Origin of the sequence: Brevibacillus formosus (assembly GCF_003013405.1) — a bacterium.
Classification (GTDB): domain Bacteria; phylum Bacillota; class Bacilli; order Brevibacillales; family Brevibacillaceae; genus Brevibacillus; species Brevibacillus formosus.
This window is the reverse complement of sequence record NZ_PXZL01000012.1, coordinates 68916-88003: the sequence shown is the minus strand read 5'-3', so window position 1 is coordinate 88003 and position 19088 is coordinate 68916. Positions and strand designations below refer to the sequence as shown.

Genomic DNA, 19088 nt, shown 5'->3' with positions numbered 1-19088 from the left:
ATTCCTCCTCCCTCTCGCCTAGTGGTTCATACTGGAATGATTCATTCCATGCATGTTGTGCGATTCAGTCTTTTGATGCATATTTAGCGAAGTCTCATTAGAAGACTTGTCACCTGCGGGCGCAGGAGTTTTCTCCATCACATAGTCCATATCGTGACCATGGCCATATTTCGCAACGATCTCTTCAAACATCCCTTCTGGGAATGCAGAGTACGTAAACTTATCTGTCACGCCAGGCTTGCGAAGTTCTTCATAATCTGCCTTCGTCATAGCTGGAGTTGTACCTTTTACTTCTTTAACCCACTTTTCGAACTCATCTTTTGGTTTTGCCACTACATCGAACTGCATTTTTGCGAAGCCTTCACCAGAGAAGTTGGAGCTAAATCCAGCGAATGTACCTGGTTCATCTGCTTGCAGATACAGTTCGGTAGCCATTCCCGCCATCGCATAAATCTGTCCACCCAATTCTGGAACCCAGAAAGAGTTCATCGGTGCATCAGCAGATACCTGGAAGCGAATCGGTACGCCTGCTGGAATCTCCAGATGGTTAACAGTTGCAATATTTTGTTCTGGATACGTAAACATCCATTTCCAGTCCAAAGCCGTAACCTGAATGGTCATAGGGGCAACTTCTTTATTCGGGTTCTCTTTTAACACATAAACATCACGGACAGTAAAGTAACCCAGCAATGCAACGATAACGATAGGAATAATCCACCAAATTACCTCTAGGGTTGTACTGTGTGCCCACTCCGGCTTGTAACTTGCTTTATTGCCCGGTGTATCCCGATAACGGTATACAATGAAAGCGGTAAGCGCAATAACCGGAACGATAATGATAGCGACCAATATCGTGGAAATAATAATGAGATTGTACTGCGTTTCTGCTACAGGTCCTTTTGGATTCAAGACGAGGTATTCGCTACCACAGCCTGTCAGCAGAACGGTGCCCAACACTGCCAAGATCCAAAACTGGATATGCCTCAGCATTTTTCCTCCGCTCATTCTCCTAATCCCTCCTAGTCACAAACAACGAGCATGTAATACTTTGAGAGCGCAGTTCTTTTCAGGTGAACTTTGCCTCACATATGTCGATAGTGCAGTCACTCTCTATGGAGAGGTCTCGAACGAGGTTTAGGAAAACCTTCTTTCTTTATCGTGCATTCACACTTTTCGAGAGTTCCTCACAATAGGGGTTTTTTAACACAAGTGAACTTCACTATTTGCCGCATATACATACTATCAGAGTCTGCGAGCTTTTGTACTTGTTTTTAACGACGTTCAATATTTCGTAGCTTTTCTGTTACAAAGTGTTCACATAGCAGTCACGAGTTGATCATATTCTTGTTAGGATTCTCCTTTAATGATTTCCGACACCCATTTTTGGTCATCTCACCCAATTTTGATTGTCAAGTTTTCTTTTCACTTTTAATAAAAAAATAAAAAAACCGCCAGCTCAGTTGGCTGACGGAAAATTTCCGTATAAATAAAAAACCTCTCATTATAATGAGGAAAATGAGAGGTACTATGAGACTATTTTTAAGTGATTAGGCGTCAGTTCTTTTTAGCGTCATCAAGCGAAACACCGTGCTCATAATGAAGATATTCATGCCAGCGATCAAAAATCCGATCGACACCATCAACGGCAAGTTCTCCGATCTGAAATCGCTTGCAGTGAAAGCCATAATAACAGCACCGGCGAATAATACCGTCCAAGCCATCCATCTTAATACATCTGCTGCTTTTCGATCGTTATTCATAACACAAAACCCCTATCATCATAGATTTTTTGCGTGACCGTTTTTGTTTTATGCTCTTATTGTAACATAATATTCACTTGTTGTTCATATTTTGTTCAATTTTTTATAAAAAATTTGTCAAAACTTTTTTCATAAACCTATTGGTTATCATGTTGTTATAAATTTACTTTGTGTCACAAATATGAAAACCCGCATCAGCCTCTTGACTCAAATGCTTCTGCTCATTTCTATCGTTGTCCTGATCAGGATGATTCAACCGATAGCCGAAACCATTCGGATGGAAACGGGCGCCAGCTGCAAATTCGAGACGTCAGCTTACAGCAACATACAACTATTGATCAAACAGCAGTGGACAAGCTATTTACGAAAGTCGACTTTCACGACGTTCTACGGAACCGTCGGGCTCCGAAAAAAAATACCACTGGGTTCCGCAAAAAACAACCAAATAATGCCTGATGGCAAAAAGAAGGGGAAGCTTCATTTATGAACCTGAAGCTTCCCTTTTTCTTTTCTTACTATCGTTTGTGTCGCACCTGGACGCTTTTTTTGAAACATCGTGATGATGGCAACGGCTGCGATGATCATGACAGCAGCAATCAAGGTTTGGCTTGTCAATTGTTCATCAGCGATCAGCCAGCCTAGAAATACTGCGACAATCGGGTTCACATAGGCGTACGTGGAGACCAGGGAAGGCTCTGCATTTTTCAAAAGCCAAATGTACGATGTGTAGGCGACAATGGAACCAAATCCAACTAAATAGCCAAAGGCAATCCAGGAACGCAGGGTGATCTCCGATATATGCAGCTTCGTCCAATCGTCAAGAAACAGCGACGCGATCCCCAGCAAACTTCCTCCGATGATCATTTGCAGGGCCGTCGCCATTACCGGTGATGAAGGGAGCTTTGCATGGCGCGAATACAGAGATCCCACTGCCCAACAGATCGAGGCAAACAGGAGCGCCAAGATTCCGATGGTATCAATCCCTTGATTGCCTGTGCGCTCAGGATGGACAACCAGCACAGCGATCCCCGCCAAGCCAAACAGGATTCCTCCCATGACTCCAGTTGTTGGCTTTTCCTTGCTGCCACCGATCCAGTTGAAAACGAGAATCCACAATGGAACCGTAGCGATCAGCAAGGACGCAATTGCTGACGGTACCTTGAGCTGTGCCCATGCGACGACACCGTTACCTCCGAGAAGCAGCAACGCCCCAACAATTCCCGCCCCTCTCCATTCTGCAGCACTGGGCAACGCAGCTCCTTTCCAACGCCCGATCAGGAACAGGATCGATCCCGCTAGAAAAAATCGCGCCCCCGCCATAATAAAGGGTGGCATCGATTCAATAGCGATCTTCATTCCGAGATAAGTGCCTCCCCAAAACAGGTAGACCGCTAGCAACGCAATCGTAACGACAAATAATTTCGAATCTTTTTTTCCTGTCATTGTGTTTCCACCTTGGTTTTCAAATTTCTTTCCGGCCATCCTCGTAGATCGTCGACAAGATGAAAGTCGTAGATGTTTCCAGTATTTCTTCATATTGGACCATTTCATCGATCAGATTGGTGATATCTTCCGGTGCCGTTGCACGTACTTTTAGCATCATGCACCATTCTCCCGCTAGTCGCTGGCATTCAATGATGGTCACGTTCGGTACCTGAACGTCCATAATCTTTGCTGTGATTTCTTTGAAGTCCTGACATCTTGCTTTGACGAAGATCAATACCTTCAGCCTTTGCTCTAATTTTCTCCAGTCAATGATGCCACGGTATCCCTTGATAACGCCATTTTTTTCAAGCTTGGCAACCCGTTGGTGGACAGCCGGTCGCGAGATGTGCAGCAGCTTGCTGATTTCCTCATGAGATATTCTTCCGTTTTCCTCGAGCAATTGAACAATTCTCAGGTCAACCTCATCCATCACATACCTCCTGTGGTTATAGTAGCATATTTTCCTTCATATAGACCATTCGTACTCTATATTGACCGAATTCAAACGAATAGTAAATACAGAAGCAAAATATTTAAAAAATAATGCCAAAAACCGTCTTGAAAGCCCCCTAATCATTACGAATCGTTACTTACGTACCCATACAAAAAAACAAGCCCCCGCTCGATTGTAAGCGGGGACAGCTTAGAAGCATCGTCCTTACCATTCTGGCTTCTCAAACAACGCCATCCACTCATCAACTTGGATGGAAACGACCTGCTCTTCTTCTTTTTCAACCGCAAAAATACTACGCCCAAGAGAAAAATCAGACTGGCGAAGCGGTCAAATGTTTTGCTCACGTATGTTTCCTCCTGTTCGTAGCAGAATCCAGAATGAAGGAGGAGAAGAATCACATCTTTTTATTTCGCCATTCCGAGCAAGCCCAGGATTTCCTTCAACATTTTTTAAGCAACAGCATCTGGCGTCATATCTTTTAGTCCAAATATCAGGGGAAGAAACACTCAGGATTCTTACTTTGCCGGGTTTCAAGTATTCACCCGAACCGGATACATCTGTTGCCCGTACGTCAGCATTGCCACCCAAGAGAGATGCGATCGCTTCTCCGCCGCCATCGTAAGAGATGTATTTCACTGATTTCGGACCATAGCATCCGATTAAAAACGCTTCCTAGTTTGTTCATATAATTTGGATAAACACCATATTTACGATTGTTTTCATTTTTTTCACGCCAAAAAGACCTGCCGTTCCAATCAGGGAACGTACAGGCCTTGCCATTGATTCGGCTGTAGTACCGCGTCAGGCACTGGTCTCCTTTGGCTGTTTGATCCTGCTGTGGCGGTTCGTCCATGCACGAGCGCCGAAGGAAAATAGCGTAAGGACAAGGACCAAACGAAACAGATGAAACGCCGTCACTAAGAGCGGATCGGCTCCTGTCGCCAAAGCAGTCAAGCTCATTTCGGCAAGCCCACCTGGTACCGTAGCCAAAATCGCCGTCACGATATCGGTTGCAGTCACGTAAGAAATGCCGATGGCAAGCACAATCACCATGACGAACAAGAACAGGGAATGCATGAGACCGAACAGAAAGAATCGACGGTTTTTGGCGATGTCCTCTCGTTTGAAGCCAAGACCGATGCTGACCCCGATGAATATTTGGGCCCCTTGGACCAAGATGCTTGGCAACGCAGGACTCTCTCCCACAAGCGATGTATTCATCGAAATCAAAGCGGTCACAAGCAAGGCACCTAGCAAGAACGGAGCAGGTATATAACAGCGCGATGCAATCAACGCTCCAATGAGACCAGCCACTAAAATCATGACTGTCTGCCCAATCCCCAGCATGTGTTCTGTAGTAGCCGTCTGAATAGCAGCATGCGTAGGTAGAAATGTCACGAGATAAGGGGTACAAAGCACGACGCTGATCGCACGGATCGAGTGGAAAATTGTGATGACTTGTTGATTTCCTCCTGCCATTTGCCCCACCGACACCATTTCCGATAATCCGCCGGGAATATTGCTGAAGATCGCCGTTATTCCGTCTACTCGGCAGACCTTGTAAAATATCCAAGCGTTCACCAAACTGAACAAGATGGTCAAAATCGTGGTGATGAGCATCAAACCGATGTGTCCCGTCATCGTCTCGACGATTTCGGATGTCATTCGCAGACCAAGGGTGATCCCGATCACTGTCAATCCTGCTTGACGAAACCAACGGGGAATCCAAAGATTTTTGACCCCAAGCATATTACAGATAACTGTCGTAACTAGCGCTCCGAGCAGCCAAGGAAGTGGGCTGTGAATGGTAGCAAACAGCCAGCCTCCCAGTGATCCGAGCAGCAATGTAAACAGCATGCGTTGCAACATAAGCGTTCCCTCTCCTATTATCCGACGTTGTATGAAGCTTCTAGGGTGGGAGTACACCTAGTGTAAAACAATTGTTCTCGCAGAAAAAATACAAAATGGTTATCGTTGGCGATTCCTTGTGTGAATAATAAAAAACCGCTGGCTCCCATTCAGGGAGTTCCCAGCAGTTCCTTTTTCCTTGCTTAATCGATGAATGCTATCTCTCCCTGCTCCATGAAGCGTACAAATGCCTTGACCATTTGCAAGTCCATTGAGTCGGCATGATAAAACATCCAGGTACTTCGCTTGATCGGCACCCCCTCCGCTGTGGTCAGCTCAATCATGTGCAGATCGTCTTTGCCATTCAGCACGCCTCGTGGAAGGATAGCGTACCCCAAACCGTTTGCTACCATTTCACTGCATGTATCTGCCTTGTCGACCTCCATGCCGATCAGCGGTGGTTGGGAAAATCGTTCGGTCCACCAGTCGTCCACTAACGCCCGCAGCATCGGATCGGTCTCATAGTCGATTCGCGGCAGGCTGGGCAGGTCGTCGAGATGAATGGGCTCTATGGAAACGACATAGACCGATTCCTCGAACAGCAAGTGCTTTTGGTCGGACCAGTTGTAGCTTCCCCGGACGAAGCCCACATGCACGTCCTGATTATACACGGACTTGTAGACGTCTTTGCTCCATCCGGTCATTACCTTGTACTCGACGTTTGGATAGGCTTCCTTGAACTTTTTCAAGATCATCGGGAGCTTGTACCGCGCAAAATAGTTGGAAACCCCCAGCCGGAGCGTACCATTGACCTCGTCACCCATGTTCAAGACATGCTCCTTGATATTGCGCAGTCTGAGGAGCATTTCATCCGCACATTTGGCCAAGTACTCGCCTTGAGGAGTGAAATGAACGCCTCTACTCCCCCGTTGCACGATCTGTACGCCAAATTCTTTTTCAATCTGCCGTAGTCTTTTCGTCAGCGCAGGCTGGGACAAATACAAGCTTTCGGCTGTCTTTGTAATGTTTTGTTCCTGGTACAAGGTTTGGAGAATGTACCAATCGCGATATTCCATAGCTATAGGGTCTCCGCATGATTATTTGTCACTTCTTTATTTAACACATTTTTCTCCTTCCTTTTCAAATAGTTTCCAATCACAATTACCAGAAGTGCCAATGCTACCGGCAAAATCATATGCAGCGAAGGCATTACCTCCTCCAAGAAGCTGCCAACTGCTTTGTCTCCTACAATCATTTCTCCTGCTGTATATCCAAGCAAAGCCGCCCCCAATAACACGATGACGGGAAAACGGTTCATCAGCTTCATCAACAACTGGCTGCCCCAAATAATGAGCGGAATGCTGATGGCAAGACCGATGATGACCAAAACCAGGTTCCCGTTCGCTGCTCCTGCTACGGCAATAACATTGTCCAGACTCATAATCAGATCGGCAAAAATAATGGTTTTGAGTGCCTCAATAAAGCTTGATCCGCCACCAATATGACTCTCCTCATCTTCACCTTTTAACAGCTTGACCGCAATCCAGATGAGCAAAAGCCCTCCAACGACTTGGACAAACGGAATTTTCAACAGCCAGATAGCAATGAAGGTCAGGATGATCCGCAATCCGATTGCACCGAAGCTCCCCCAAAAAGTGGCTTTTTTCTGCAGCTCTGGACTCAGGTTGCGACAGGCAAGAGCAATAACGACTGCATTGTCGCCGCTCAGGACCAGGTTGATCATAATGATTTGTAGTAAGCTAAGTAAGTATTCTGTCATGATGTCTCCCTCCAATATTGCTGATACTGACAATAATAGACCTATCTTTTCCTTCGTGCAGTATTATTTCTATTAGTTGCATATATTTTTTTGATAGACAGACTACTTCTTGTATCCATACACAGAATAATCCGCCCGCACTTTTCGAATCGCTAACCAAACCGGCAATCCTCTCGCTACCCAACGCAGGGCGGACATAATATTTTGTTCATTTTCAAACTGCTCGACAATGATGACGGTCTTTTCATTGATATACGTCTGTAGCTCTTCCCACCCCATTGCCGAATAGCGGTCATTTCCGTACGTTTTCAGCGCCAAAAAGTCTTCGCGTTTTGGGTCCTTCAGCTGGAGGAGATGTTGAATGGCTCTCGCGCATTCTGGGTGAATGGTGTTATTCATAGATGCCATGCCTCACTTTGGAACTGGATGACCTTTTTCCAGCACCTGATATTTTTTGCTTTCTTTCCTGACGATTTCGATTGCGATTTTGTTCTTATCTGGTACGCCTTTTATCGTGTAGTATGTACTGCCCGGTACGTAGAAGGGAGTATCGCCCTCTTTGATCTCCTTCCATTCGCCTACTCTGCTTACTATCCCAAGCTCGCTATCTAGATTGGTTTCAGTTAGCTCCTCTTCAATTGGAAGGTAATAATATCCATCATGAACGAGGCATTGAAAAGATCTGTCTTCCGATTTTTCGAGCCAACTCGCATCTGGCGAATCTAATGCTGTATTCTCCATCGTTCACCACCAAGCACAAAATACACTCTCTGCCTCAATCTTAAATGATCACAGCAAGCTTCGCACGCAAATAAAAAAGGCCATCATCACTTTGGTAGGATAACGACCTTTTGTGCTTCTGTTGATTCAGTTTTTCTGCTCTCGTCTTCGTCGTCCGTTGTCTCATGTCAGCGAATGCAAAGATGCTTCTGTTGAGCTCTGGGTTTCTTTTGCCTTCACGGGCCAGCTTTTCCCGTTGCTTGCGTGCTGCGCTTTTTGCCATTGTCTTTCACTCCTTTTTACGGCTCTTACAATGAATACCGTCCTTGATGTTATCATAGAACGCTTCCTGTGTGGTTGCAACGAAAATAGTGAAATTGCCTATAACTCTTGTCCACTCCTTTTTCTCTCCCATGAATAGGATAGATTGACAGGAGGTGTTGAGGCTCGATGAAAAAGAAAAGAATCACTGCGAGACGCGTGGAAAACCAAGTGTATTCCAATCGGGTTCTGCGCTCTGAATTCGACCGCAACTGGCGTACGGTAATCTCCAGAACTGGTTACGTTATTTATATTGCAACAGCGAATCGAGCAAAAATCACTGTGCTGCTCTCTGATGGATCTAGGAAATTGCTCATCTTCAGACAAGGTGGAAGAGTATTGGTTGGCGGTGGGGGTACCAGTCATTATAGCAAACCGCATGTTGCAAAGGACTTGTAAGATGTGGGAATCGCCCTGCTCAGTATTGCTTGTGGCAGGGCGATTTTCATGGAAGGGATAGCTCACCTCGTCTTAATGATCACCGTCATTTTTTGCTTCATTTTTGTATCCTGAATCATTCCGATGATCTCCGCTCGTTTCCACACAACAAATTTATGCTCTTGTCCGTTATGCATCTTGATTTTCATTCCGTTTGGGATCACGAACAACGTATTCCGCTTTTCAACTGCCGCAATATCTTTCAAGTTTAATTCGAGAGGTTGTGTTTGAATATTGAGACTGTGTGGTTGAAAATAGAGTCTTTCACTCGTAATCATTAACCTCCCACCTACTCCTTCCATTCCTCTGAATAGGTTTGCCGCTATATTCTCTTGCACGATCGATTCGTTTCCCCTGAGTTCCATTGCTTCCTTTTTCCCCTCCGACATACGATTCGTTTTTTCTCGAATTGGTAGGCACTTCATATTACCATAATTAGGAATGAAGAGACACAGTAGATGGCATCAACGATCTACTGCGCTTCTTTTCATGAACAATCCCTACCTATTCAAAAAAAGCACTAGAGTATTCAACAACTCCAGAAACATTGGCCAAGGCATTTTCTCGCAGCTCCAATGCCATAAATACCTCATCCGGTACTTCGAAAGGTGCTTTTATTCCCCATCGAGAAGCTTTTTGGAAGCTAAACTTCGGGTAATATTCGGGGTGCCCGAGGACAACAACGGAGTGGTATCCCAGTTCTTTGGCTTTTTGGAGGGCTTCGAGAATTAACTTCTTTCCTATGCCTTTGCTTTGGTGATCGGGCACTACGGAAACAGGGGCGAGCGCGAGTGACTCTATGCTCTGATTGTCGTTGCGAATGTTTATTTTCGACAAAAGAATATGTCCCACGATCTTTTGATTCTCTTCATCAATCGCGACTAGAGATAACGCAGGGATGAATGCATCCGATTTTCTGATGCGAGACACCAATTCATGTTCTTTGTGATCCGTGAACTCTGCATTCGCGAATGCATCTTTTACGACCTGTTCAGTAACGGAATAATCCTCTACCTGTTCGACTCTAATCCTCATGTCCATTGTTCACATCTCCTATTCGCTACCGATTGTGTTGCCCATATGTTATCACATCTATACGGCAAAGCGCCCTGCTCGTATGCCTTGAGCAGGGCGCTTCGTTTGTGTAAGGATACAGGTTAATAGGTAAACTTATTGATCAATACTTTCAGTTCTTCCGCCAATGACGATAAGGATTGAGCGGAGGATGAGATCTCTTGCATGGATGCGAGCTGCTCCTCAGTAGAGGCTGCTACTTCCTCGGCTGTTTCGGCATTGCTTTTCGCGATGGTGACGAGCACATTGGCTGTCGCGGTTACTTCCTGAACAGCAGCCAAGATTTGCTGTGCGATCAAGGAAACCTCTGCGATATGTGGATTGGTCAGTCTGGTGCTTTCCATAATGCCTTCAAACTTGTGAATCGTCTCCTCCGAAACGTTCAAGCCTGCTGCCACATCCAGTCTGACTTTTTCCATGTTGTCGACGGATTGCTTGGTTTCCCGTTGAATCTCTGTGATCAATTCAGAAATTTGCTTGGCCGACAATTGTGATTGCTCAGCCAACAGGCGCACCTCTGTAGCAACAACCGCAAAGCCTTTACCATGCTCACCAGCCCGCGCCGCTTCAATCGCTGCATTCAATGCCAGCAAATTTGTCTGCTGGGCAATTCCGCTGATGACATCCGAGATCGTGCCGATTTCTTTCGAACGATCATAAAGCGATTTGGTCATGCGATCCGACTGTTCCACCGATTCATGAATCGACTTCATTTGACTCATGACCTGAGCGACAAAGCTGCCACCCTCTTCCGCCTGAATCGTCGTTTGCTGAGCAGTATCCGACAACACATTGACACTCTCTACAATGCGTGTGACCCCTTCTGAAATGTCCTGCAATGAGCGAACATTTTGGTCGATTCCGCTCGTTTGTTGTTCCGCGCTGCCAGCTACCTCCTGGATAGCAGTCGTTACGTGCTCGTTTGCAATGCTAGTCTGCTGCGCACTCGCAGTCAATTGCTCCGAAGAAGCTGCTACTTGCTCCGCTCTAGTCTCGACATCTGAAATGAGCGCCCGCAAGTTATCCTGCATCGTATTAAACGCATGGCCGAGCTCACCGATTTCATCGGTTGACCGCACTTTAATCGGGTCAGTCAAAATACCTTGGCTCACTCTGACAGCATGTACCTTCACTTCCTGAATGGACTGAAGAAGGGAACGCAATACAGCTGCTACAATGAGTCCTCCCAACAGCAAGCAGATCGTGATCGTCCAAAGCGTTTGCGTGAAAATCGGCTGTGCCGCATCCTCAACCTCTGACAGGTGCATCGAACCGGCGATTTTCCAGCCAGTAGCCGGATTCGTCACATAGTAAATCTTTTTCGGGATACTTTGCTCCTCGTAATTGAATTGACCTGTTTCTCCTTGGTACATATTGTCGTAAAAACTCTCTTGTGCCGCTGTTCCTGCCTGATTTTCCGGGTGGACGACATACTTCTTATTGCTGTCCACTACGATGACATCTCCATTTGAACCGATGCTGACTGAGTTTGCCAGTTGTTTGATCTGTTCAATCCCAACTGTAATGCAGATAACCCCCGCACCATCCTCCGTCGCTTTCGCTACCGCTACTAAAACCTCACCTGATACCGCCGAAATATATGGCTCCGTAACGACGACAGTCCCCTTGTTTTCCATCGCTCTTTTGTACCAGTCTCTCGTCCGCGGATCAAACCCTGCCTGTACTTCTTGCTTGGGAGCGCGGAAGTACTGTCCGTCAGCCGTTCCCAAACTGATACTAGCCGCTTCTGGATGCATACCCATATACATATCCAAATGTTGCATGATTTCATTTTGAACATCAGCCGATTTCACGCCAGGTGTAATTTCTTTTGCCAAATAGTCAGCATCCTTCTTTTTGCCCTCAAACGTACTGCTGGCGATGGAGTTGACCAGATCGACGTTTTCGTTGGCGCTGTCCACGATCTGTTTTTCAATTTCTTTTTTCGCTTGATGGTAAGCCAGGCTTCCAACGACAAGGGAAGGGACTAACAGAATCAAGAGAAATGTGATGATGAGTTTGGTTCGATAGCTTCGAAACCAATTTCGCAAGTTAACTTTCACTTCATTTCATCTTCTTTCTAAGTTGTATTTGGAAAACGTTTCATGTTGGTGAAGTCCTAATTTTTTATATCGGTAACGAAGGAGGGTTAATTAAGCAAAAAATATATAGAACTGTAATAGGTATAAAAGAGCGGGAATTATACCGACCCAGAGGCCATAGAAAAACCGCCTTGCCTATGTATGATAGACAGGACGGTCGGTATTGGTTGACTGTTTAGCAGCGAAATTTATCTGTAAGTACTTCAACCGCGCTTCATTTTCCCCAAACGGATGAACTGTTCGTCACGTACACGAAGCTTTTCTGAGACAGACGTATCCGTGTACGAGTAAATACCTGCTCCGGTCTTGGTTCCGAGATTGCCTTCTGCTACTCTGTCTTCAATGATGGCGGGTGCTTTTGTCGAAGCATCCAGTTCTGGCGCCAGGTTATCCATCACGCGCTTCCACGTATCGAGTCCGCCAAAATCCGCCGTCTCAATAGGCCCGACAAAAGCCCAACGATAGCCAATTCCTTCCTTCATCACCGTATCAATCTGGGCTGCATCTGCCACACCTTCTGCGAGCAAATGAAAAGCTTCTCTCATCAAAGCTGTTTGCAGACGATTGGCGATAAAGCCCGGCACATCCTTTTTCAGCAAAACCGGAGACTTCCCGATCGCTTCCATCAGCTGTATCGTCTTGTGAATCACTTCCTGCGCGGTCTTCTCGTGCCTGACTACCTCGACTAGCGGAACCAATTGGGCCGGATTGAAAAAATGTGTAATGATAAAGCGTTGCGGCGTAGTTGCTTTTTCGATCAGTCGCGCAATCGAAAATGTAGACGTATTGGAAGCAATAATCGCATCTGGCTTTGCGTATTGCTCCAGCTTTTCAAACAGATCCCATTTTAGCTCGATGACTTCTGGTATTGCTTCTGTGATGATTTCAGCAGCAGATACTGCCGCTTGCAAATCCGTGGTCAGGATGATATGTTCGAGCGCCGCTACTTTAGACTGGTCTCCAATTATTCCTTCTGCAACCAGAAGGGAAAGGCTGTGCTCGATGCTAGCTCGCGCTTTTATCAAAAACTCTTCCTGCAAATCGTAAAGAGAAACACGAAATCCAGCCAATGCGAATAGCTGCGCGATTCCATGTCCCATAACACCTGATCCGATAACAGCCGCATGCTTTTCCATAGAAAGAGCCTCCCAGGGTGAATTAGGTTTACTAACAAAGCTTTCCACGATTAAATGCCTAGTTCCTGCCCAGCAAAATCCTACTGCTTTTACCGAAATTCATTCCTATGACGCTTGTTGGTAGGGATAAAGTTTTGTACCATTGAAAAATGTTTAATAAAACCAGTTATTGGAATGGACATTTGATTATACGGAGGTACACATGAAACTACTGAATAAAGTCGTGGTTATCACTGGAGCCAGTCGAGGATTGGGTCTTGAGATGGCAAAGGTTCTGGCAAAAGAAGGTGCGATCGTTTGGGCAACCTCTCGAACCGCGCCTCATCCAAACGAAATTGCACACGCTGAACCGGGAAGTGTAACGAATGTAAAGCTAGACGTGACTGACGAGCAAAGTGTCCTTACCCTATTTGCGCAAGTACAAAGGTTATACGGACGTCTAGATGTTCTCGTCAACAATGCGGGAGTCGGCGTGTTTAAGCCTGTTGAACAAACAAGCCTGGATGAATGGGAGAATGTTTTCCGCACCAATGTAACCGGACTCTTTCTTTGCAGCCGCGAAGGATACAAGGTCATGAAAGCTCACGGAGGCCGTATCATCAATATCTCTAGTGTCTCAGGGTATATTCCCATTGCGGAAAACGGCGTTTACGGTGCTTCAAAATTCGCTGTCCAAGGCTTTTCCCAAATTTGCAATGAAGAATGGAAAAACGACAATGTAAGAGTCTCCACCATTTTTCCGGGCGCCGTTCATACAAATATGACGGAGGACCGGCATTTTTTTGATCCGAGTGCGATGCTCGTACCAAAAGATGTGGCAGATACCGTATTAGATATCGCCTCCCGTCCCCTCCACGTTCGAATCGATGAAGTCAAAATCCTTCCGCCTAAAGGCGTTCTCTAAATCACAGATGAATAAGGAGAGTTTACAAATGCAGCAAGCAGCAATCATCACAGGAGCAGGCAATGGAATCGGGGCCGCAGCCGCAAAGCTTTTGGCTCAACATGGGGTACGTGTCGCTGTTCTTGATGTACAAGAAGAAAAAGCACAGTTAGTCGCCCAAGAAATCAATCACGCAGGCGGTCAAGCCTTGTCCATTCGCTGTAATGTCGGTCAACGAGCGCAGGTTGAAGAAGCCATCCAGCTAGTAGAATCGCATTTCGGGGATATTACCATATTGGTCAACAATGCCGGAGTTGGCGGTCCATTCCACCGAGTCGACGAAGTCTCCGATGAAGAGTGGGATTGGATCATGAATACCAATTTGAAGAGTGTATTCCTATTTTGCAGAAACCTGCTGCCCAAGATGAAAGAAAGGAACTACGGGCGAATCGTAAACATCGCATCCATTCAGGGCTTGCTAGGCTCTGCACATTCATCCACCTACGTCGCCTCCAAACACGGCATGATCGGCTATACGAAAACAATCGCTGCCGAATGGGGAGAGCACGGGATTACTTGTAATGCCATCTGTCCGGGATATGTGGATACCGCGATGGGCGTGCGTCCGGAGGATATTTCAGATTACATGAATCGGGTCATCGCCAAAAGCCCGGTGAAACGCGTTGCTCAACCGTTGGAAATCGCCCAGATGATTTATCATCTCGTCGGACCGCATAGCGGGTACATCAACGGATCGAGCATCACCATGGACGGCGGGATCAGCAGTCATATCGGAATTACGGATCAATTGTCCTAGTTCGGACGCATAGAAAAGGCCGCACGCTCGGTTAGCTTCCACCGGGCATGCAGCCTTTTTTCCCCTATAAAAAGCGGCGGTGCACCTTCTTGCCATCGTACGTAAACAACACTTGTCGATCCTCCACCATCGATTCCAAATGAACAGATTTTCCCCACAAGGTATAGATGTAAGGCAAAGTTTTTTCTACGTATTTGACATCCAGCTCCAGCCCCTCGAAATGATGCTTCAAGTACATCTCGCCGGAGCGTAAGTAATCCCCATCGTGCACGAGTACATAAGGGAATCCCCCATTAACCCGTGTGCCCGCAAGACCATCGCGTACCTTCTCCCACTGCTTTTCCGCAACAACCCAATCATTGCCCTGCTTGCCGAACATATACAAATCCAGATCACTGACGAGGTCCTTGGTCAGGAAGTTGCGAATGAAGCTAATGTCGGACTCCAGCTCGCGCACCTCGAAAATTTTCGCGCGTCCCTCTCCTGGCTTGCGTCCAAAGCGCTCCTGCTCTTCCTTCGTCGGATTATCCCAGCGTTTCTCAATGTCCTCCAAAATTTTCAGGCCCAGATGATACGGATTAATGCTCGTCGTCGAAGGCTGAATGACAGAGGAATGCAGCTTGGCAAACTCGATCGTCTCCGATTCTGTCAGCTCCATTTCCCGCAGGATGCGCATATGCCAGTAGGTGGCCCAGCCTTCGTTCATGATCTTCGTTTCCATCTGCGGCCAGAAATACAGCATCTCATCCCGGATGATCGTCAGCACATCCCGCTGCCAATCATCTAAGATATTGCTGTATTCCATAATGAACAGCAGCAGGTCTTTTTCCGGCTCTGGCGGGAATTTGCGTGGTGCTTTTACCGGCTCGGCTTCCTCTTTTGCTTTGCGGTCCAATCCCCAGAGATCGTCATAAGGGGAGTGCCGTTCGTTCTTCGTCTTCTTGTTCGGCTCCTCTGGCTCTCGTTTCCAACGCAGCTTCGGACGCAGCAAGCTCGGATCGATATGCTCCTGAATCGCCAAGCTCGCATCGAGCAAATTTTCCACAGCTTCCTTGCCGTACTCGATCTCGTATTGTCGAATCCGTTCTCCGCTGGCCGCCATGCTTTCGACCATATCCCGATTCGTGTTGGAGAAGCGCACATTATTTTTGAAAAAGTCGCAGTGAGCAAGGACGTGAGCCACAATAAGCTTGTTTTGGATCAAGGAATTGCCGTCCAAAAGAAACGCGTAACAAGGATTGGAATTGATGACGAGCTCGTAGATTTTGCTTAGATTCAGGTCATATTGCAGTTTCATGCGGTAGAAGGACTTCCCAAAACTCCAGTGCGAAAATCTGGTGGGCATTCCATACGCGCCAAATGTATAAATGATGTCAGACGGGCATATCTCGTATCGCATCGGGTAAAAATCGAGATTGAACCCTTTGGCGATCTCGGTAATTTCGTCAATGGATCGCTCCAGTTCTTTGCGCTCGTCGTTGGTCAAATCGTTTCGCCTCCCCCTTTTGCCGTCGGTCTACTTTATGTATATGGGGGACCGCGCTAAAAGACGCCAGCCTTCCGAAGAAAAAAAGGCATCTCCTACTGGAGACACCCTTGATTTGTTTTTTCGTCCTACCGTCTTAGCCTTGGAACCAGTCGCGCACACCAGAATAAATAAGAGCTCCCGCAAATACGACCACAGTGATCAGACCAACTCCATCCACCAACGGGTCCAACCCACTGAGGAAGGAACCTTCCAACGGCGCTTTCAACAATGCGTAGCCACCGAGGAGTCCTCCAACATTGGAAATCCATTTGTTCATATTACGTCACCTCCCGTCGCAGCGGCCTGTAAGCGTTGCCACTGCGATACTTTACTCTATGTCGGAGATTGACAAGCGGATTGTATGGCAGTCCAAGGCATGTTCACCAAATTACAATTGGGCTTTAGCGGTTGTTCAAAAAATCGACTTTTGATCACGAAGTAATTCTGCCACTTTCTCGGTGCTGAAAAGCCGACTTTTTGAACTTGGATTTTTACGTTAAAATAGAAAACAGACAAATGTACAGGTAATGTGCATAAAGGAGTGACGCACTCATGAAGATGTTTTTGATGCTTGGGAGTATCAGTGGATTTCTTTCGGTTGCGTTAGGAGCATTCGGAGCACATGCACTGAAGGAAAAACTGGACGACTATTCGCTGGGCATTTTCCATACGGGCGTGACCTATCAGACAACACATGCGCTGGCTCTGGTGCTGGTTGCCCTCTTGCTAAAATGGTACCCGGATTCTTCTGGCCTCGTCTGGGCAGGCTGGTGCTTTGTAGCCGGAACCTTGATCTTCTCCGGCAGTCTCTACACGCTGGCGATGACCGGTATTAAGGTTCTCGGAGCGATTACGCCGATTGGCGGTGTACTGTTCCTCGCTGGCTGGGCATTGCTTGCGATCCATGCCTGGAAAACCGTGTCGTAAACGAAAGAGTTCATATGCTTGCAAAAGGTTGGGATATTGCTCCCAGCCTTTTTTCTATGCAAAAAAATCGAAAGCCCGTTGTGTCGATTCTCTAATGCTTGGCGTCTAATTCTGTTGAAGAAGGGAGGGAGAAAATGGAATCCACATCTTTCGATGAGAAGTACTGGATTTCGCGTGCCAAAGAAAAGCGAGAGGACTTTGCTCCTATTTATGATCATTATGTAAAGCGAATTTACCGTTATTTTTCATTCAAAGTGGGGAAAACGCTAGCGGAGGATCTGACACAGCAAACCTTCTTAAAAGCAATGAGTCGGCTTGACAGCTTTCGGGAAGAGTCGCTTTTTTCCACCTGGCTGTTTCAGATTGCCAAGTACACGCTCATGGACGAACAACGCAAGCAAAAGCGGCGCCCGAGAGAATTGGAGCTTGATTCTCTATCTGCCAATTCGTCTGCCTGCTATGCAGAGCAAGCAGCCACCCAACTCGATTTAACCTCTGCCCTGCAGCAAGTCAATGAGATCGAACGGGAAATTATCATGCTTAAATTTTTCGGTGAATGTACCTTTGCCGAGATCGCGCAAATCATGGAAATGGGCGAGAGTGCGGTAAAAAATCGTCTGTATCGTGCCTTAGAAAAGGTAAAAGGAAATCTACGAGGATCGGAGGATTCTTATGAACCGCAATCCAGACGAGATTGTTTCTGAACAAATCGAGAGCTTTGCCAAGTGGCTGGAAGCGCCTCATTCGGAGTTGCGCAGCGGGGCTCTGGCCTATGAAGCTCCTGAACTTATTGGCATCGTCAAACAGCTAGAACGAGAAAACAGAATACACACCCCGGACGAAGAAACCGTAGCACGGATCAGAAGCCATTTATTCGCAACCATGCCACATGAGCAGTCATCAAGTCCCCGTCTCCGCATGAAAAGGATTTTCATTGCCTCTGCAGGCGCTGCGTCTTTCCTGCTTTTCACCCTGCTGGCGCTCGGATTTTCCTCACCCGCATGGGCAGAAAAACTGAAACATGTACCGCTCATCAGCTCTGTCTTTGAACTGTTTCAAGAAGATACTCTACAAATCGCCAACGAAAAAGGGCTAATTACCGCAGTCAACCAAAGCGCAGTCGTCAATGGCATTACAATTACGGTCAACGAAGTATTTTACGATGGGATACAATTGGGTATTGGCTATTTGATTCAGATGCCCGAAACGACCGAAAAAGCAGCCGCCAAGGAAATCGCAGAAAGAATCGTGCTAAAGGATTTTACCTTGGCTGAGCCCATCGATAACACCGGAGCTGGCTGGAGCAGTGAGGTCAAACAGATGGAGGATTATTTGTTCGCAGGTGTCAGTATCATTACTCTCAATGGCACTTGGCCCGATCAGTTTACGATGCAGGCGCAGTTATATGACTATCAAAATGCACAAAGCACATGGAACCTGCAACTTCCTGTTGTGAAGCCGTTTACGAAGATTGACAGCAAGACCCTGACGCCTCACATCAGCCAAACCTTGCGGAGTAATTTTGCATTTCAGGTCAAAGAGGTTACACTCACACCGGTATCTACAACGGTTGTACTAAAAGAAACTCCACCTGACGACAAGCTATATGAACCGTCGTATACTCTCCTCGATCCCAATGGAAAGGAAATTCGTATTGAGGAGGAAAGCACTAATTACGACGAGAATGGGATTTCGCGAAAACTTATCGTTTCCTTCAAAGAAAAACCCGCGTACATCCAATTAATCCCGCATATGAGCGGGAAAGCAGAACCGGATAAAGCAGTAAAAATTTCGTTACAGTAAAGGAGGTCGACC

The 19088-nt window shown here is 46.6% G+C and carries 23 protein-coding genes and 1 pseudogene; 6 read left to right on the top strand and 18 right to left on the bottom strand.

The features are described from left to right. Nucleotides 1–18: 18 nt before the first annotated feature. The 12 genes and pseudogenes from qoxA to brfA form a co-directional block, all read right to left on the bottom strand. Complete coding sequence (qoxA, locus tag C7R91_RS11955; protein WP_047070460.1) at nt 19–1005, bottom strand: cytochrome aa3 quinol oxidase subunit II; 987 nt, start codon at nt 1003–1005, stop codon at nt 19–21. A gap of 542 nt (nt 1006–1547) precedes the next feature. Next, a complete protein-coding gene (locus C7R91_RS11950) occupies nt 1548–1760 on the bottom strand; it encodes a hypothetical protein (RefSeq protein WP_047070459.1) in 213 nt (70 codons plus the stop codon). A 477-nt stretch (nt 1761–2237) separates the two neighbouring features. Further along, entirely contained in the window at nt 2238–3203 is a 966-nt protein-coding gene (locus C7R91_RS11940; RefSeq protein WP_047070457.1) for an EamA family transporter, read from the bottom strand. A gap of 19 nt (nt 3204–3222) precedes the next feature. Beyond that, nucleotides 3223–3675: an Lrp/AsnC family transcriptional regulator gene (locus C7R91_RS11935; RefSeq protein WP_047070456.1), complete on the bottom strand. Its 453-nt coding sequence runs from the start codon at nt 3673–3675 to the stop codon at nt 3223–3225. 146 nt (nt 3676–3821) lie between these two features. Further along, a complete protein-coding gene (locus tag C7R91_RS11930; RefSeq protein ID WP_047070455.1) occupies nt 3822–4043 on the bottom strand; it encodes a hypothetical protein in 222 nt (73 codons plus the stop codon). A 145-nt stretch (nt 4044–4188) separates the two neighbouring features. Then, nucleotides 4189–4344: pseudogene (locus C7R91_RS29680) on the bottom strand (tripartite tricarboxylate transporter substrate binding protein); the annotation flags it as partial. Nucleotides 4345–4500: 156 nt separating this feature from the next. Continuing rightward, nucleotides 4501–5568: an AbrB family transcriptional regulator gene (locus C7R91_RS11920; RefSeq protein ID WP_047070454.1), complete on the bottom strand. Its 1068-nt coding sequence runs from the start codon at nt 5566–5568 to the stop codon at nt 4501–4503. A 182-nt stretch (nt 5569–5750) separates the two neighbouring features. Beyond that, nucleotides 5751–6623 carry a LysR family transcriptional regulator gene (locus tag C7R91_RS11915; RefSeq protein ID WP_047070453.1) on the bottom strand — a complete coding sequence of 291 codons (873 nt, stop codon included), beginning with the start codon at nt 6621–6623 and terminating at the stop codon, nt 5751–5753. Nucleotides 6624–6625: 2 nt separating this feature from the next. After that, entirely contained in the window at nt 6626–7327 is a 702-nt protein-coding gene (locus C7R91_RS11910) for a TerC family protein (protein ID WP_047070452.1), read from the bottom strand. A gap of 102 nt (nt 7328–7429) precedes the next feature. Further along, nucleotides 7430–7726, bottom strand: a complete 297-nt coding sequence (locus tag C7R91_RS11905; protein WP_007722285.1) for a hypothetical protein — start codon at nt 7724–7726, stop codon at nt 7430–7432. Between the two features lie 12 nt (nt 7727–7738). Continuing rightward, nucleotides 7739–8068 (bottom strand): hypothetical protein, encoded by a 330-nt coding sequence (locus C7R91_RS11900; RefSeq protein WP_047070451.1) that lies wholly within the window; start codon nt 8066–8068, stop codon nt 7739–7741. A gap of 40 nt (nt 8069–8108) precedes the next feature. Continuing rightward, nucleotides 8109–8330, bottom strand: a complete 222-nt coding sequence (brfA, locus tag C7R91_RS11895; RefSeq protein ID WP_047070450.1) for a ribosome rescue factor BrfA — start codon at nt 8328–8330, stop codon at nt 8109–8111. 167 nt (nt 8331–8497) lie between these two features. Here brfA and C7R91_RS11890 point away from each other — a divergent pair, with 167 nt between their 5' ends. After that, entirely contained in the window at nt 8498–8767 is a 270-nt protein-coding gene (locus tag C7R91_RS11890; RefSeq protein ID WP_047070449.1) for a hypothetical protein, read from the top strand. A gap of 62 nt (nt 8768–8829) precedes the next feature. Here C7R91_RS11890 and C7R91_RS11885 read toward each other — a convergent pair whose 3' ends face one another. The 4 genes from C7R91_RS11885 to C7R91_RS11870 all read right to left on the bottom strand — a co-directional run bounded on the left by C7R91_RS11885 (nt 8830) and on the right by C7R91_RS11870 (nt 13118). Continuing rightward, nucleotides 8830–9171, bottom strand: coding sequence for a GRAM domain-containing protein (locus C7R91_RS11885; protein ID WP_047070448.1), 342 nt, complete (start codon nt 9169–9171; stop codon nt 8830–8832). A gap of 139 nt (nt 9172–9310) precedes the next feature. Then, nucleotides 9311–9847 carry a GNAT family N-acetyltransferase gene (locus tag C7R91_RS11880; RefSeq protein WP_047070447.1) on the bottom strand — a complete coding sequence of 179 codons (537 nt, stop codon included), beginning with the start codon at nt 9845–9847 and terminating at the stop codon, nt 9311–9313. A gap of 116 nt (nt 9848–9963) precedes the next feature. Further along, nucleotides 9964–11943: a methyl-accepting chemotaxis protein gene (locus C7R91_RS11875; protein WP_047070446.1), complete on the bottom strand. Its 1980-nt coding sequence runs from the start codon at nt 11941–11943 to the stop codon at nt 9964–9966. A gap of 242 nt (nt 11944–12185) precedes the next feature. Continuing rightward, nucleotides 12186–13118, bottom strand: a complete 933-nt coding sequence (locus C7R91_RS11870; protein ID WP_047070445.1) for a 3-hydroxyacyl-CoA dehydrogenase family protein — start codon at nt 13116–13118, stop codon at nt 12186–12188. A 202-nt stretch (nt 13119–13320) separates the two neighbouring features. Here C7R91_RS11870 and C7R91_RS11865 point away from each other — a divergent pair, with 202 nt between their 5' ends. Both C7R91_RS11865 and C7R91_RS11860 read left to right on the top strand, forming a co-directional pair. Beyond that, nucleotides 13321–14022: an SDR family oxidoreductase gene (locus C7R91_RS11865; protein WP_047070444.1), complete on the top strand. Its 702-nt coding sequence runs from the start codon at nt 13321–13323 to the stop codon at nt 14020–14022. A 28-nt stretch (nt 14023–14050) separates the two neighbouring features. Further along, a complete protein-coding gene (locus tag C7R91_RS11860; RefSeq protein WP_047070443.1) occupies nt 14051–14818 on the top strand; it encodes an SDR family NAD(P)-dependent oxidoreductase in 768 nt (255 codons plus the stop codon). Between the two features lie 64 nt (nt 14819–14882). Here the strand turns inward: C7R91_RS11860 and C7R91_RS11855 are convergent, their stop codons facing one another. Together C7R91_RS11855 and C7R91_RS11850 are read right to left on the bottom strand one after the other, a co-directional pair. Beyond that, nucleotides 14883–16304: a SpoVR family protein gene (locus tag C7R91_RS11855; RefSeq protein ID WP_047070442.1), complete on the bottom strand. Its 1422-nt coding sequence runs from the start codon at nt 16302–16304 to the stop codon at nt 14883–14885. A gap of 136 nt (nt 16305–16440) precedes the next feature. After that, entirely contained in the window at nt 16441–16623 is a 183-nt protein-coding gene (locus C7R91_RS11850; protein ID WP_047070441.1) for a hypothetical protein, read from the bottom strand. A gap of 275 nt (nt 16624–16898) precedes the next feature. Here C7R91_RS11850 and C7R91_RS11845 point away from each other — a divergent pair, with 275 nt between their 5' ends. The 3 genes from C7R91_RS11845 to C7R91_RS11835 all read left to right on the top strand — a co-directional run bounded on the left by C7R91_RS11845 (nt 16899) and on the right by C7R91_RS11835 (nt 19076). After that, nucleotides 16899–17273, top strand: a complete 375-nt coding sequence (locus tag C7R91_RS11845; RefSeq protein ID WP_047070440.1) for a DUF423 domain-containing protein — start codon at nt 16899–16901, stop codon at nt 17271–17273. Nucleotides 17274–17407: 134 nt separating this feature from the next. Beyond that, on the top strand, nt 17408–17977 hold the full coding sequence (locus tag C7R91_RS11840) for an RNA polymerase sigma factor (RefSeq protein WP_047070439.1): 570 nt from the start codon (nt 17408–17410) through the stop codon (nt 17975–17977). Further along, nucleotides 17946–19076, top strand: coding sequence for a DUF4179 domain-containing protein (locus tag C7R91_RS11835; RefSeq protein WP_047070438.1), 1131 nt, complete (start codon nt 17946–17948; stop codon nt 19074–19076). The genes C7R91_RS11840 and C7R91_RS11835 overlap by 32 nt, the downstream gene beginning before the upstream one ends. Nucleotides 19077–19088: the final 12 nt, after the last annotated feature.